The sequence below is a fragment of the Phytopseudomonas flavescens genome (assembly GCF_900100535.1).
GTDB lineage: Bacteria > Pseudomonadota > Gammaproteobacteria > Pseudomonadales > Pseudomonadaceae > Aquipseudomonas > Aquipseudomonas flavescens.
In genome coordinates this window covers 119116-132877 of the sequence record NZ_FNDG01000011.1, presented here as the reverse complement: position 1 = coordinate 132877, position 13762 = coordinate 119116, and the positions used below count along the sequence as shown (strand labels likewise).

12 protein-coding genes and 1 pseudogene are annotated in these 13762 nt (G+C 63.8%); 5 read left to right on the top strand and 8 right to left on the bottom strand.

The window, feature by feature from the left end; genetic code table 11:
* Nucleotide 1: 1 nt before the first annotated feature.
* The 3 genes from mreD to mreB form a co-directional block, all read right to left on the bottom strand.
* Nucleotides 2–490, bottom strand: a complete 489-nt coding sequence (gene mreD, locus BLR94_RS15650; RefSeq protein WP_084306944.1) for a rod shape-determining protein MreD — start codon at nucleotides 488–490, stop codon at nucleotides 2–4.
* A complete protein-coding gene (mreC, locus tag BLR94_RS15645; RefSeq protein ID WP_244158189.1) occupies nucleotides 487–1422 on the bottom strand; it encodes a rod shape-determining protein MreC in 936 nt (311 codons plus the stop codon). Before mreC ends, mreD begins: the two co-directional genes overlap by 4 nt.
* Before the next feature lie 284 nt (nucleotides 1423–1706).
* Nucleotides 1707–2744, bottom strand: a complete 1038-nt coding sequence (gene mreB, locus BLR94_RS15640) for a rod shape-determining protein MreB (protein WP_042554791.1) — start codon at nucleotides 2742–2744, stop codon at nucleotides 1707–1709.
* A gap of 326 nt (nucleotides 2745–3070) precedes the next feature.
* Between mreB and gatC the strand changes: the two genes are divergently transcribed.
* The 4 genes from gatC (at nucleotide 3071) to BLR94_RS15620 (ending at nucleotide 6799) form a co-directional block, all read left to right on the top strand.
* Nucleotides 3071–3358 (top strand): Asp-tRNA(Asn)/Glu-tRNA(Gln) amidotransferase subunit GatC, encoded by a 288-nt coding sequence (gene gatC, locus BLR94_RS15635; RefSeq protein ID WP_084306946.1) that lies wholly within the window; start codon nucleotides 3071–3073, stop codon nucleotides 3356–3358.
* A 15-nt stretch (nucleotides 3359–3373) separates the two neighbouring features.
* Nucleotides 3374–4825 carry an Asp-tRNA(Asn)/Glu-tRNA(Gln) amidotransferase subunit GatA gene (gene gatA / locus BLR94_RS15630; protein WP_084306948.1) on the top strand — a complete coding sequence of 484 codons (1452 nt, stop codon included), beginning with the start codon at nucleotides 3374–3376 and terminating at the stop codon, nucleotides 4823–4825.
* Nucleotides 4826–4839: 14 nt separating this feature from the next.
* Nucleotides 4840–6288 carry an Asp-tRNA(Asn)/Glu-tRNA(Gln) amidotransferase subunit GatB gene (gene gatB, locus BLR94_RS15625; RefSeq protein WP_084306950.1) on the top strand — a complete coding sequence of 483 codons (1449 nt, stop codon included), beginning with the start codon at nucleotides 4840–4842 and terminating at the stop codon, nucleotides 6286–6288.
* Nucleotides 6289–6424: 136 nt separating this feature from the next.
* On the top strand, nucleotides 6425–6799 hold the full coding sequence (locus BLR94_RS15620; protein WP_084306952.1) for a septal ring lytic transglycosylase RlpA family protein: 375 nt from the start codon (nucleotides 6425–6427) through the stop codon (nucleotides 6797–6799).
* A gap of 91 nt (nucleotides 6800–6890) precedes the next feature.
* Here BLR94_RS15620 and BLR94_RS15615 read toward each other — a convergent pair whose 3' ends face one another.
* Nucleotides 6891–7751: a LysR family transcriptional regulator gene (locus BLR94_RS15615; RefSeq protein ID WP_084306954.1), complete on the bottom strand. Its 861-nt coding sequence runs from the start codon at nucleotides 7749–7751 to the stop codon at nucleotides 6891–6893.
* Nucleotides 7752–8018: 267 nt separating this feature from the next.
* Between BLR94_RS15615 and BLR94_RS15610 the strand changes: the two are divergent.
* Nucleotides 8019–8633 (top strand): annotated as a pseudogene (locus tag BLR94_RS15610) (LysE family translocator).
* Between the two features lie 264 nt (nucleotides 8634–8897).
* Here BLR94_RS15610 and ispH read toward each other — a convergent pair.
* The 4 genes from ispH to ileS all read right to left on the bottom strand — a co-directional run bounded on the left by ispH (nucleotide 8898) and on the right by ileS (nucleotide 13757).
* Entirely contained in the window at nucleotides 8898–9842 is a 945-nt protein-coding gene (ispH, locus tag BLR94_RS15605) for a 4-hydroxy-3-methylbut-2-enyl diphosphate reductase (RefSeq protein ID WP_084306956.1), read from the bottom strand.
* Between the two features lie 113 nt (nucleotides 9843–9955).
* Nucleotides 9956–10393, bottom strand: a complete 438-nt coding sequence (gene fkpB / locus BLR94_RS15600) for an FKBP-type peptidyl-prolyl cis-trans isomerase (protein ID WP_084306958.1) — start codon at nucleotides 10391–10393, stop codon at nucleotides 9956–9958.
* On the bottom strand, nucleotides 10386–10892 hold the full coding sequence (gene lspA, locus BLR94_RS15595; protein WP_084306960.1) for a signal peptidase II: 507 nt from the start codon (nucleotides 10890–10892) through the stop codon (nucleotides 10386–10388). Before lspA ends, fkpB begins: the two co-directional genes overlap by 8 nt.
* Nucleotides 10893–10922: 30 nt before the next feature.
* Nucleotides 10923–13757: an isoleucine--tRNA ligase gene (gene ileS / locus BLR94_RS15590; RefSeq protein WP_084306962.1), complete on the bottom strand. Its 2835-nt coding sequence runs from the start codon at nucleotides 13755–13757 to the stop codon at nucleotides 10923–10925.
* Between the last annotated feature and the right edge of the window lie 5 nt (nucleotides 13758–13762).

The following is a 13762-nucleotide window of genomic DNA, read 5'->3' as shown; positions in this document are numbered from 1 at the left end:
TTCAGTTGACACCCAGACGACGATGCACGGCACGCAGCAGTGTGCAGATCCAGGGCCAGAGCAGAGCGCTGACCAGCGCCGGCAGGACGAACACCAGAATCGGTGGACGACTGCCGGCCAGTGCGTTGAGCCACAGTTGCACCAGCTGTGCCACGCCGAACACCACCAGCAGCACCATGCTCTGCTGCCACATGGGGAACATGCGCAGGCGCTGATGCAGGCTCAGCACCATGAAGGTGATCAGGGTAAGAATCAGCGCGTTCTGCCCCAGCAGGGTACCGTTGAGCACGTCGGCCAGCAGGCCGACGCACCAGGCACTGGTCATGCCCACGCGGTGCGGCACCGCCAGCACCCAGTAGGTGAGGAACAGCGCCAGCCACAGGGGCCGACCGATTTCCATGAAACGCGGCAGGGTGGACACGCTGAGCAACAGTGCCAGTCCCATGCTGAACCAGATCACCCAGAGGTTGTTCGAGCGGGCAGCGATCATTGACTGGCCTCCTCGCCACTGGCAGGTGCCGCGGGCGGATTGTCCGTTTCCGGTATGTCGCGGGGGGCATCGGGTCGCCCTTCGCCGGGGTGCTCGAGCGCCTGGCGATCGACCTCTTCCTGAGCTTCGGCCGACTCGGTGGCACGCTGTTCCGGTGTGCGCGGGTCGGTGAATACCAGCAGCATGTAACGGGTGCGGTTGAGGTTGGCGGTGGGCACGGCGCGAACGATGGCGAAGGGCTGACCGGAGTCGTGCACCACCTCGGTCACCGTGGCCACCGGATACCCGGCCGGGAAGCGCTGCCCCAGACCAGAGCTGACCAACAGATCGCCCTCGCGAATATCCGCGGTATCGGCGACGTGGCGCAGTTCCAGGCGCTCCGGGTTGCCGGTGCCGGTGGCGATGGCGCGCAGGCCATTGCGGTTGACCTGCACCGGAATGCTGTGGGTGGTATCGGTGAGCAGCAAGACGCGGGAGGTGTACGGCATCACCTCGACCACCTGGCCCATCAGTCCACGGGCGTCGAGCACCGGCTGGCCAAGCACGACACCATCCTTCTCGCCCTTGTCGATGAGAATGCGGTGAGTGAAGGGATTGGGGTCGATACCGATCAACTCGGTGGCCAGCACCTCGTCATCGACCAGGGCAGACGAATTGAGCAGTTCGCGCAGGCGCACGTTCTGCTCGGTCAGCGCGGCCAGCTTCTGCAGGCGACGCTGCATCATCAGTTGCTCTGCCTTGAGCTTCTCGTTCTCGGCCGCCAGCTCGTTGCGCGAACTGAGCTCCTGGGTGGCGCTTTCCCACAGGGTCACCGGGAACCGACCCAGCCAGTACACCGGTTCGACGATCAGGCCGATCTGGCTGCGCACCGACTGCAGGACGGTCAGGCGAGCATCGACGACCATCAGCGCAGACGACAGCACGGCGAACACCAGCAGGCGAACACCGAGCGAAGGACCTTTGGCGAATAGCGGCTTTATGGTGGTTACCTCGCAGCTAGGGTCTGTTGACGTTGCAGCGCATGCCGCCTTGCCGCCAGGCATCTCGCCGGGCCGGGCAGCACTCGACCTGGCGTGGGACGCCGGCAATCGACTGGCCGGCCGTGCTCATCCCGTGCCACGGCGCCGGCAAACGCGCCGCGGGCTACCGCACGGCGAACGTCGACGGCTTCCGGGAGCGACATGCGGCGTCCTGGCTGCTGCGAAAGGCGTGCGCCTTATTCGGTGGACAACAGATCCATGGTGTGGCGATCCATCATTTCCAGCGCCTTGCCGCCGCCACGGGCGACGCACGTCAGCGGATCTTCGGCAACGATCACCGGCAGGCCGGTTTCCTGGGACAGCAGTTTGTCCAGGTCACGCAGCAGCGCGCCACCGCCAGTCAGCACCAGGCCACGCTCGGCGATGTCCGATGCGAGCTCCGGAGGCGACTGTTCCAGGGCGCTCTTGACCGCCTGGACGATGGTCGCCAGGGATTCCTGCAGCGCCTCGAGCACTTCGTTGGAATTGAGGGTGAAGCTGCGAGGCACGCCCTCGGCCAGGTTACGGCCACGGACGTCGACTTCACGCAGCTCGCCACCCGGGTAGGCGGTACCGATTTCCTGCTTGATGCGCTCGGCGGTGGACTCGCCGATCAGGCTGCCGTAGTTGCGACGCACGTAGGTGATGATGGCTTCGTCGAAACGGTCACCACCGACCCGCACGGATTCGGCGTAGACCACGCCGTTCAGGGAGATCAGCGCGATTTCCGTGGTGCCGCCGCCGATATCGACGACCATCGAACCACGGGCTTCCTCGACCGGCAGGCCGGCACCGATTGCGGCGGCCATCGGCTCTTCGATCAGGAACACTTCGCGGGCACCGGCGCCCAGCGCGGATTCGCGGATGGCGCGGCGCTCGACCTGGGTCGACTTGCACGGCACGCAGATCAGCACGCGCGGCGAAGGCTGCAGGAAGCTGTTTTCGTGAACCTTGTTGATGAAGTACTGGAGCATCTTTTCACAGACGCTGAAATCGGCGATCACGCCGTCTTTCATGGGCCGGATGGCGGCGATATTGCCTGGCGTGCGGCCGAGCATGCGCTTGGCGTCGGTGCCGACGGCTACAACACTTTTCTGATTGCCATGGGTACGAATGGCGACGACCGACGGCTCGTTCAGGACGATGCCGCGCTCGCGAACATAAATAAGGGTATTGGCAGTGCCCAGGTCAATCGACAGATCGCTGGAAAACATGCCACGCAGTTTTTTGAACATGGGATAGGGACCCTAGGCAACGCGTGGGTAAAGATACAGCGCAAGAAAACACGCAGGTAAAAAAGTGCGGCAAACTCTAACAACGGCAGGGATTTTGAGCAAGGCACCAATATGTTAGATTGCCTGTTTTTCCGCGGCTTTGAGGCATCTTCAGACCCCGGTGGCGACAGCGGCAAAACCCTGTTACGCACGACCGGGCTCGCCCCGAGCCGCCTATCGCCGCCTTTGACCGCCGGCCCGCCGCATCCGTTCCCTGCCCCCGGTGCAGGGCAACCGCTCATATTTCATTGGCAGCCTCTGGCGGCTGCCTTTATTAGGAGAACCCGATGGCGCTTGAACGCTCCGAGGTGGAAAAGATCGCACACCTGGCACGGCTGGGCCTGAGTGAAAGCGATCTGCCACAGACCACCACCGCCCTGAACAGCATCCTCGGCCTGATCGACAGCATGCAGGCGGTCGATACCGATGGCATAGAACCCCTGGCGCACCCCCTGGAAACCACTCAGCGCCTGCGCGCCGACGCCGTTACCGAAGCGAACCACCGCGACGTTTACCAGGCCATCGCTCCGGCCGTGGAAAGCGGCCTGTACCTGGTTCCCAAAGTCATCGAGTAAGGAAAGCGCCCTGCCATGCATCACATGACCCTGGCCGAGATCGCTCGCGCACTCGCCGACAAGCAATTCTCATCCGCCGAACTCACCCAGAGCCTGCTGACGCGCATCGAGCAGTTCGATCCGCAGCTCAACAGCTTCATCACCGTGACCGCCGACCTCGCCCTCGAACAGGCCAAAGTAGCCGATGAGCGCCGCGCCGCCGGCGAAAACAGTCCGCTGCTTGGCGCGCCGATCGCCCACAAGGATCTGTTCTGCACCCAGGGCGTGCTGACCAGTTGCGGCTCGAAGATCCTCACCGGCTTCAAGGCCCCCTACGACGCCACCGTGGTCGAGAGGCTCGCCGCCGCCGGCACCGTGAGCCTGGGCAAACTGAACATGGACGAGTTCGCCATGGGCTCGGCCAACGAATCCAGCCACTACGGCCCGGTCAACAACCCCTGGGACCTGACCCGCGTGCCTGGCGGCTCCTCGGGTGGCTCGGCCGCCGCGGTCGCTGCACGCCTGCTGCCCGCAGCCACCGGCACCGACACCGGCGGTTCGATCCGCCAGCCGGCCGCGCTGACCAACCTCACCGGCATCAAGCCGACCTACGGTCGCGTTTCGCGCTGGGGCATGATCGCCTACGCCTCCAGCCTCGACCAGGGCGGCCCACTGGCCCGCACCGCCGAAGACTGCGCCCTGCTGCTCGGCGCCATCGCCGGTTTCGACCCGAAGGATTCGACCAGCGTCGATCAACCGGTGGACGATTACCTGGCCGCCCTCGCCCAGCCCCTGAGCGGCCTGCGCATCGGCCTGCCGAAGGAATATTTCGGTGCCGGCCTCGACGCCCGCATCGGCGAGAAGATCCTGGCCGTGGTCGAGGCGTTGAAAAAGCTCGGCGCCAGCGTCAAGGACATCAGCCTGCCGAACCTGCAGCACGCCATTGCGGCCTACTACGTGATCGCTCCGGCGGAGGCCAGCTCCAACCTGTCGCGTTTCGACGGCGTGCGCTTCGGCTACCGCTGCGAAGACCCGAAGGATCTGCAAGACCTGTACAAGCGCTCCCGGGGCGAAGGCTTCGGCGCCGAGGTCAAACGCCGCATCATGGTCGGTACCTACGCGTTGTCCGCCGGCTACTACGACGCCTACTACCTCAAGGCGCAGAAGACCCGCCGCCTGATCAAGAACGACTTCCTCAAAGCCTTCAAGGACGTCGACGTGATCCTCGGACCGACCACGCCGAACCTGGCCTGGAAGCTGGGCGAGAAGAACGCGGATCCGGTGTCGGCCTACCTGGAAGACATCTACACCATCACCGCCAACCTGGCCGGCATCCCCGGCCTGTCGATGCCTGCAGGTTTCGTCGACGGCCTGCCGGTCGGCGTGCAATTGCTCGGCAACTACTTCCAGGAAGGCCGTCTGCTGAACGTCGCGCATCAATACCAGCAGGTCAGCGACTGGCACAAACAAGCACCGAGCGGCTTCTGAGGAAGGATCAAGATATGCAATGGGAAACCGTGATCGGGCTAGAGATCCACGCTCAGCTCAGCACCCAATCGAAGATTTTCTCGGCCAGCGCCACCACCTTTGGCGCCGAGCCCAATACCCAGGCCAGCCTGGTCGACCTCGGCATGCCCGGCACCCTGCCGGTGCTCAACGCCGAAGCCGTGCGCATGGCCTGCCAGTTCGGCCTGGCCATCGACGCCGAGATCGCCGAGCGTAACGTCTTCGCGCGCAAGAACTACTTCTACCCGGACCTGCCGAAGGGCTACCAGACCAGCCAGATGGATCACCCCATCGTCGGCAAGGGCTTCCTCGACATCCCCCTGGAAGACGGTACCGTCAAGCGCATCGGCATCACCCGCGCGCACCTGGAAGAAGATGCTGGCAAGAGCCTGCACGAAGACTTCCAGGGCATGAGCGGCATCGACCTCAACCGTGCCGGCACGCCGCTGCTGGAAATCGTCTCCGAACCGGACATCCGCTGCGCCAAGGAAGCGGTGGCCTACGTCAAGGCGATCCACGCCCTGGTGCGCTACCTCGGCATCTGCGACGGCAACATGGCCGAAGGGTCGCTGCGCTGCGACTGCAACGTGTCGGTACGCCCGAAAGGCCAGGCCGAGTTCGGCACCCGCGCCGAGATCAAGAACGTCAACTCGTTCCGCTTCATCGAAAAAGCCATCAACCATGAAGTGCAACGCCAGATCGAGCTGATCGAAGACGGCGGCAAGGTGATCCAGGAAACCCGCCTGTACGACCCCAACAAGGACCAGACGCGCTCCATGCGCAGCAAGGAAGAAGCCAACGACTACCGCTACTTCCCCTGCCCTGACCTGCTGCCGGTGGTGATCGAGCAGAGCTTCCTCGACGACCTGCGCAGCAAGCTGCCCGAGCTGCCGCCGCAGAAGCGCGAGCGCTTCGAAAGCCAGTATGCGCTGTCCACCTACGACGCCAGTGTATTGAGCGCGAGCCGTGAGCTGGCCGACTACTTCGAAGTGGTCGAGAAAACCTGTGGCGATGCCAAGCTGGCGGCCAACTGGGTGATGGGCGAGCTGTCCAGCCTGCTCAACAAGGACAACCTGGAAATCGATCGGTCGCCGGTTTCCGCCGAGCAACTGGGCGGCATGATCCTGCGCATCAAGGACAACACCATCAGCGGCAAGATCGCCAAGATGGTCTTCGAAGCCCTGGCCGCCGCTGAAGGCGCAACGGCGGATGAGGTGATCGAGAAGAAAGGCCTCAAGCAGGTCACCGACTCCGGCGCCATCGAGAAGATGCTCGACGAGGTGCTGGCCGCCAATGCCGGGCAGGTCGAACAGTACCGCGCCAGCGACGAAGCCAAGCGCGGCAAGATGTTCGGTTTCTTCGTCGGCCAGGCCATGAAAGCCTCCAAGGGCAAGGCCAATCCGGGGCAAGTGAACGAACTGCTGAAGAAAAAGCTCGAAGGCTGAGCGATTTGAAAACGCCGGGGATTCCCGGCGTTCTTGTGTCTGGCACAAGCCCTGCTCTCGCCTTTTTCAGGGTCGTGATGAAACATCGGCAGGCGTTGCACAGCAGGTAGCGAACAGGTTGCAAAAGAGAGAAGTAATGCGTCGATTATCAGTGCTGCTGACCCTCTTCAGCCTCCTCGCCGGCTGTAGCGGCCTGCCCTTTGGCGGCGCACCGGGAGACTATCGGGCCGAGGGCAAGGCCTCGTATTATGGCAAGGCGCACCACGGCAACAGAACCGCCAGCGGCGAGCGCTTCGACCAGAACGCCATGACCGCAGCCCATCGCAGCCTGCCGTTCGGCAGCAGGGTGCGGGTCACCAACCTTAACAACAACCGTAGCGTGGTGGTGCGCATCAACGACCGCGGCCCGTTCTCCCGCGGACGCATCATCGATGTCTCGCGCAAGGCGGCCGAGGCCCTGGACATGGTGCGCTCCGGGGTGGCGCCGGTCAGGGTCGAAAGCCTGAGGTGACACGCGACACGTTATCAGCGGCGCCGCGATATCGGTGTGGCTTGAGGTCTGCGCCGCCAGGTCGCGGCTGTCACACCGACCACAGGCCCATTCAGATCGCCGGATCCCAGCGTTGCGACCAGTCGGCATCCTCTGCGGCTATTTCACGCAACAGGCCGAACGCCTGCTGCAGCGCCACGGAATCTCGCTCACGGGAATAGACCAGATAAGTCGGGAAGCTGAACTCCGGCGCCCTGGCCACTCGCCTCAGCACACCGCCGTCGAGATAGCGCTGTACCACCCGGCTACGGAAGTAGCCAGCGCCACCGTGCTCGAGGATGTACTGCAGGGCGAGTGGCCCGAGGTTGAAGGATACCGATGGCCTGGCCTTGTCCGGCAGTGCACGATCATGCTGCTGACGGAAACTCTCGCCCCAGTCGATGTACACGTAGGGCTCGGGATTGGCCGCCTCGACCAGTACCAGCTTCTCCTCCAGTACCTGCTCCACTTGCATGCCCGGCCAGTAGCTGGGCTGGTAGACCAGTGCCGCATCCAGCACGCCGACGTCCAGTTGCCGTGACAGGTCAGCGCCCTCGCCGATCTGCGCGCGTACCGCGTAGCCGTCGATGGCTTCGCGGATCGCGCTCACCCAGCGCAGCATCAGCGGGTTGCACAGGCTCGGCTCGCCACCGATGTGGATGACGTTGTGGAAACCGTCCGGCAGCGGCAGGTCGCGCTGCGCAGCCTCCCAGGTCTGCACGATGCGGTTGGCATAGGCGACGAACGCCTCGCCATCGGCGGTCAGCCGGGCGCCGGCGCGATTGCGCACGAACAGCGTGCTGCCAAGGTGGCTTTCGAGTTTCTGGATGCGCGCGGTGATCGCCGTCTGGGTCACGTGCATGCGCTCGGCCGCAGCAATGAAGCTGCCACTGCGGACGATCTGCAGAAAGGTGCGGGTTAGATCGATATCCATCGTCACTGGGCCTGCACCGCGTGGCGCTGGCGACTCCTCAAGCCTGATCCAGCACGCAGTGTAAGGGGACGAGGCGAATCCCTCGAGTGGCACTTGGCCGAGTGGATCAACCTGACGAGGCCGGCATCCGATTGACAGGGTACGAGCCCTGGCCCCTCTACCCCCAGGACAAGCAATAGCTTATTACCCCAAGACGGCAGGTATCGGATATCCGGCCCCACGGCCTGGGATAACGTGCCGGCGAGAATGCACACCGGTCATCTGCCAGTGTCCGTAGCCGACAGTCTTCTTGCCTTCACCATTGCAGCCTCCTATTGACCCTGACTCCCGGCCTCGACACGGCGTTGGTCGTGAGAACCGCACGGTCGAGAGCAAGAAGGCAGGCATTGCAGGCAGCCCTGGGCATCAATGCCGGCGGCCTGCTCTGGGGGGATGCCGCTGCCTTCGGCCTGGGCGCACTGATCGCAGTATCCGAACGGGCTTTCAACGTCCTGAAATATTGCGGGGCGGCCTATCTGGCCTGCCTCGGTTTGCATATGGTGTGGCATCCGCGCCAGTCGCTGTCGGCCACCCAGGTGCAGGGCAGGCCGACATCCAACGGGTTCTCGAAAGGTATGCAGGGCAACCTTCTGAACCCGAAAATCGGTGTTTTCCATGTTTCTTGTCTGCCGCAGTTCATCCCCTCGGGTCAGCCTGCTGCATGGACGTTCGGCCTGGTCAATATGCACGTGGCAATCGGCTTCATGGTCGGTCATCCCGATTGCGGCGAATCGTCCACTGGCAGGCATCTTGCGGCAAGAGCAGGTGGTCAACTGGATGGATCGCACCACCGGCCTGATCTTCGTTCTGTTCGCTGCACGACTGGCCCTGAGCAAGCATTGAGGTCACCACTCCCGGCATAAGCAGTATCCCCCGAACGGCCGATGTGCATCGGCCGAGGTCGGCAAAGCCGCCCTTGCCGTAAACCATTTGCTGATACGGCGGCGATACCGACCACACCGAGCGCAGGGAAACCCGCTCAGCCAGGGTCGCGGCAAGTGAGCTGATGCATCGGCCAGGCCCTGGAGTCGAAAGGAATCCGGCCTCTCGAAGGGATCCTTTCGAGAGGTCAGCTCGAAGCGCTGGTGCTGCGCATCGGCAGTGGCGTTACACCACCTTCAGGCGCAGCTCCTTGGGCACCGAGAAGGTCACGTTCTCGGGCCGGCCATCCAGTTCCTGGACGTTGCAGACACCCCACTCGCCAAGCCGGTCGATCACCGCCCGCACCAGTACCTCGGGGGCCGAGGCGCCGGCGGTGATGCCGATACCGTTGACGCCGTCGAACCACTCGCGCTTGAGATCCTCGGCACCGTCGATCAGGTAGGCAGGCGTGCCCATGCGTTCGGCCAGTTCGCGCAGGCGATTGGAGTTGGAGCTATTGGGACTGCCGACCACCAGCAGCACGTCGCACTCGTCGGCCAATTGCTTGACCGCATCCTGGCGGTTCTGGGTGGCATAGCAGATGTCGTCCTTGCGCGGGCCGCCAATGGTGGGGAAGCGCGCGCGCAAGGCATCGATGACCTTGCTGGTGTCATCCATAGACAGCGTGGTCTGGGTGACGAAGGCCAGGGAATCGGGGTTGCGCACCTGCAGGGTGGCGACATCCTTCTCGTCCTCGACCAGGTAGATGGCGCCGCCATTGCTGGTGTCGTACTGGCCCATGGTGCCTTCGACTTCCGGGTGTCCGGCATGACCGATGAGGATGCATTCACGGCCGTCACGGCTGTAGCGCACCACTTCCAGGTGCACCTTGGTGACCAGCGGGCAGGTAGCGTCGAACACTTTCAGGCCACGATTGGCGGCCTCGCTGCGCACCGCTTGGGAGACGCCATGGGCGCTGAAGATGACGATGACGTCATCGGGCACCTGGTCCAGCTCTTCGACGAAAATCGCGCCGCGGGCACGCAGGTCCTCGACCACGAACTTGTTGTGCACCACTTCATGACGCACGTAGATCGGCGGGCCGAACACCTCCAGGGCGCGGTTGACGATCTCGATGGCGCGGTCGACACCGGCGCAGAAGCCTCGGGGATTGGCGAGTTTGATATGCATGGAACGCTCGGCACGGGAAGCTTGGGTAGAGAGTGTAACGCGTAAGCGCTGCAGAACTTACGCCATAGACAGCGCTTTCGCGAGGAATCTCCGGCTCGTTCGACGACGCGTCGTCAAATCGCCTGGACGTCGATGATCTCGACGTCGAAGCTCAGGGTCTTGCCAGCCAGCGGGTGGTTGAAGTCGATGGTCACCTGATCGTCATCGAACGCCCTGACCACGCCAGGCATCTCCGCATTGGCGGCATCGTTGAAGATCACCAGCAGCCCTTCCGACAGCTCCATGTCCTGGAACTGTGCACGCGACATGAGCTGCACGTTCTGCGGGTTGGGCTGACCGAAGCCCTGCTCGGGCAGCACGGTCACGGTACGCTTGTCGCCGGCCTTGAAGCCGTACAGCGCGGACTCGAACCCCGGCAGCAGGTTGCCGTCACCGACCTTGAACGTGGCCGGTGCCTTGCCTGCGGTGCTGTCGACCACATCACCGTTGTCCAGCTTCAGCGCGAAATGCAGGGTGACCTGCCGGTCCGGGCCAATACGTAGGTCAGTCACGTGCCACCTCTTCTTCCGCCTTCTTGCTCTTGAACATATCCAGCGCCAGCAGCACGGCACCGACGGTGATCGCACTGTCGGCCAGGTTGAACGCCGGGAAATACCAGCGGTTCTGCCAGTGCACCAGGATGAAGTCGACCACATGGCCGAACACCACGCGATCCACCAGGTTGCCCAGCGCGCCGCCGAGCACCAGCGCCAGGCCGACGGCCAGCCAGGTTTCGTCGGGCTTCAGGCGCTTGAGCCAGACCACCAGCACCACGCTGACCACCAGGGCGATCAGGGTGAACAGCCAGCGCTGCCAGCCGCCCGCACCGGCCAGGAAGCTGAACGCCGCGCCGGTGTTGTAGGCCAGGGTCCAGCTGAAGTAGTCGGGGATGACCACGATGCGCTCGTACATCTGCAGGTTGTTGTCGAACCAGAACTTGGTGATCTGATCAACCACGAAGACCACGACGCTCAACCACACCCAGCCGAGCTTGCCGAAACGCGCGCTCATGAATGAACCTCCGCGGTGCGGGCCAGTGCCTTACGCATGGTGGCGCACCTCGCCCTTGCCTTCGATGTTGTCCACGCAGCGGCCACAGATGTCCGGGTGGTTGGCATGGGTGCCGACGTCGGCGCAGAAGTGCCAGCAACGGGCGCACTTGGCCAGGGCGGATTTGACGATCTTCAGCTTCAGCCCAGCGACCTCGGTCTGCACCGCGTCGGCCGGCGCAGCGGCCAGCGGTGCCAGGCTGGCGCCGGAGGTGATCAGCACGAAACGCAGTTCATCGCCCAGGCGGGTCAGGTCGGCCACCAGCGACGCTTCACCGTAGAGGGTCACTTCCGCCTGCAGGTTGCCACCGATCAGCTTGGCGCTGCGCTGGTTCTCCAGTTCCTTGTTGACCGCGGTCTTGACCGCCATGACGCGATCCCAGAAGGCGCGATCCAGCTCGAAACCAGCCGGCAGCTCGCTCAGGCCTGCGTACCAGGTATTGAGCATCACCGACTCGTTGCGCTCGCCCGGCAGGTACTGCCAGATCTCGTCCGCAGTGAACGACAGGATCGGCGCGATCCAGCGCACCAGCGCTTCGGCGATGTGGAACATGGCGCTCTGGCAGGAGCGACGCGCCACGCTGTCGGCGGCGGTGGTGTACTGGCGGTCCTTGATGATGTCGAGGTAGAAGCCGCCCAGCTCCTGCACGCAGAAGTTGTGCACCTTCTGGTACACGTTCCAGAAGCGATAGCTGGTGTAGGCCTCTTCGATCTCGCGCTGCAGCAGCAGGGCACGGTCCACCGCCCAGCGATCCAAGGCCAGCATGTCTTCGGAGGCCAGCAGGTGCTGGGCCGGATCGAAGCCGCTGAGGTTGGAGAGCAGGAAGCGCGCCGTATTGCGGATGCGCCGGTAGGCATCGGCGCTGCGCTGCAGGATCTGGTCGGAGACGGCCATCTCGCCCGAGTAGTCGGTGGAGGCGACCCACAGGCGCAGGATGTCGGCGCCCAGGCTGTCGATGACCTTCTGCGGGGCGACCACGTTGCCCAGCGACTTGGACTGCTTGCGGCCCTGCTCGTCGACGGTGAAGCCGTGAGTCAGCAGTTCCTTGTACGGCGCATGACCATCGATGGCACAACCGGTCAGCAGCGAGGAATGGAACCAGCCGCGGTGCTGGTCGGAGCCTTCCAGGTAGAGGTCGGCGGCCGGGCCGTTCGGGTGCGCCAGCTCGGCATGGGAGCCGCGCAGCACGTGCCAGTGGGTGGTACCCGAGTCGAACCAGACGTCCAGGGTGTCACGGCTCTTGTCGTACTGGCCGGCTTCGTCACCCAGCAGCTCGGCGGTGTCGAGCTTGAACCAGGCTTCGATGCCTTCCTGCTCGACGCGCTGCGCCACCTGCTCCATCAGCTCGGCGGTACGCGGGTGCAGCTCGCCGCTTTGCTTGTGCGTGAAGAACGGGATCGGCACGCCCCAGTTGCGCTGACGCGAGATGCACCAGTCGGGACGGCCAGCGATCATGCTGTGCAGACGGGCCTGGCCCCAGGCCGGTACGAATTGGGTTTCTTCGATGGCCGCCAGGGAGCGCTCACGCAGGGTGGAACCCTCGTTCGGCTTTTTATCCATGCCGATGAACCACTGTGCGGTGGCGCGGTAGATCAGCGGCGTCTTGTGGCGCCAGCAGTGCATGTAGCTGTGGTTGATCGCTTCATGCTTGAGCAGCGCGCCGACTTCTTCGAGCTTGGCGACGATGGCCGGGTTGGCCTTCCAGATGAACTGGCCACCGAAGAACGGCAGCGAGTCGACGTAGACGCCGTTGCTCTGCACCGGGTTGAGGATGTCGTCATTGCTCATGCCGTAGCGCTTGCAACTGTAGAAGTCGTCCTCACCGTAGGCTGGCGCGGAGTGCACGATACCGGTACCGGCACCCAGTTCGACGTAGTCGGCCAGGTAGAGCGGCGACAGACGGTCGTAGAACGGATGGCGGAAATTGATCAGTTCCAGCTTGGCGCCTGGCGCGGTGGCGATGACCTCGCCCTGCAGTGCGTAGCGCTGCAGGCAGCTCTCGACCATTTCTTCGGCCAGCAGCAACAGGCGATCACCGACATCCACCAGGGCATAGTTGAACTCCGGGTGCACGTTCAGCGCCTGGTTGGCCGGGATGGTCCAGGGCGTGGTGGTCCAGATGACGATGGCGGTCGGCTTGCTCAGGCTGGCCAGCCCGAATGCGGCGGCCAGCTTGTCGGCGTCTTCGACCGGGAAGGCGACGTCGATGGCATCGGACTTCTTGTCCTGATACTCGACTTCGGCCTCGGCCAGCGCCGAACCGCAATCGAAACAGAAGTTGACCGGTTTCAGGCCCTTGAACACGAAGCCCTTCTTGACGATCTCCGCCAGGGCACGGATTTCACCGGCCTCGTTGGCGAAGTTCATGGTCAGGTAGGGGTTGTTCCACTCGCCCAGCACGCCGAGGCGGATGAAGTTGCCCTTCTGCTCTTCGACCTGCTCACCGGCATAGGTACGGCAGCGCTCGCGGGTCAGGTCGGCAGGCTGATTCTTGCCGAAGGTGGTTTCGACCTTGTGCTCGATCGGCAGGCCATGGCAATCCCAGCCCGGAACGTAAGGTGCATCGAAGCCCGCGATGGTCTTGGAGCGGGTGATGATGTCCTTGAGGATCTTGTTCAGCGCGTGACCGATATGAATGCTGCCGTTCGCATAGGGCGGGCCGTCGTGCAGGACGAACTTCGGCCGGCCGGCGCCAATCTCACGCAGCTTCCGATACAGACCAATCTCGTCCCAGCGCTGCAGGATCTGCGGCTCGCGCTGCGGCAGGCCGGCCTTCATCGGGAACTGGGTATCAGGAAGATTCAACGTGGCTTTATAGTCGGTCATCTCGG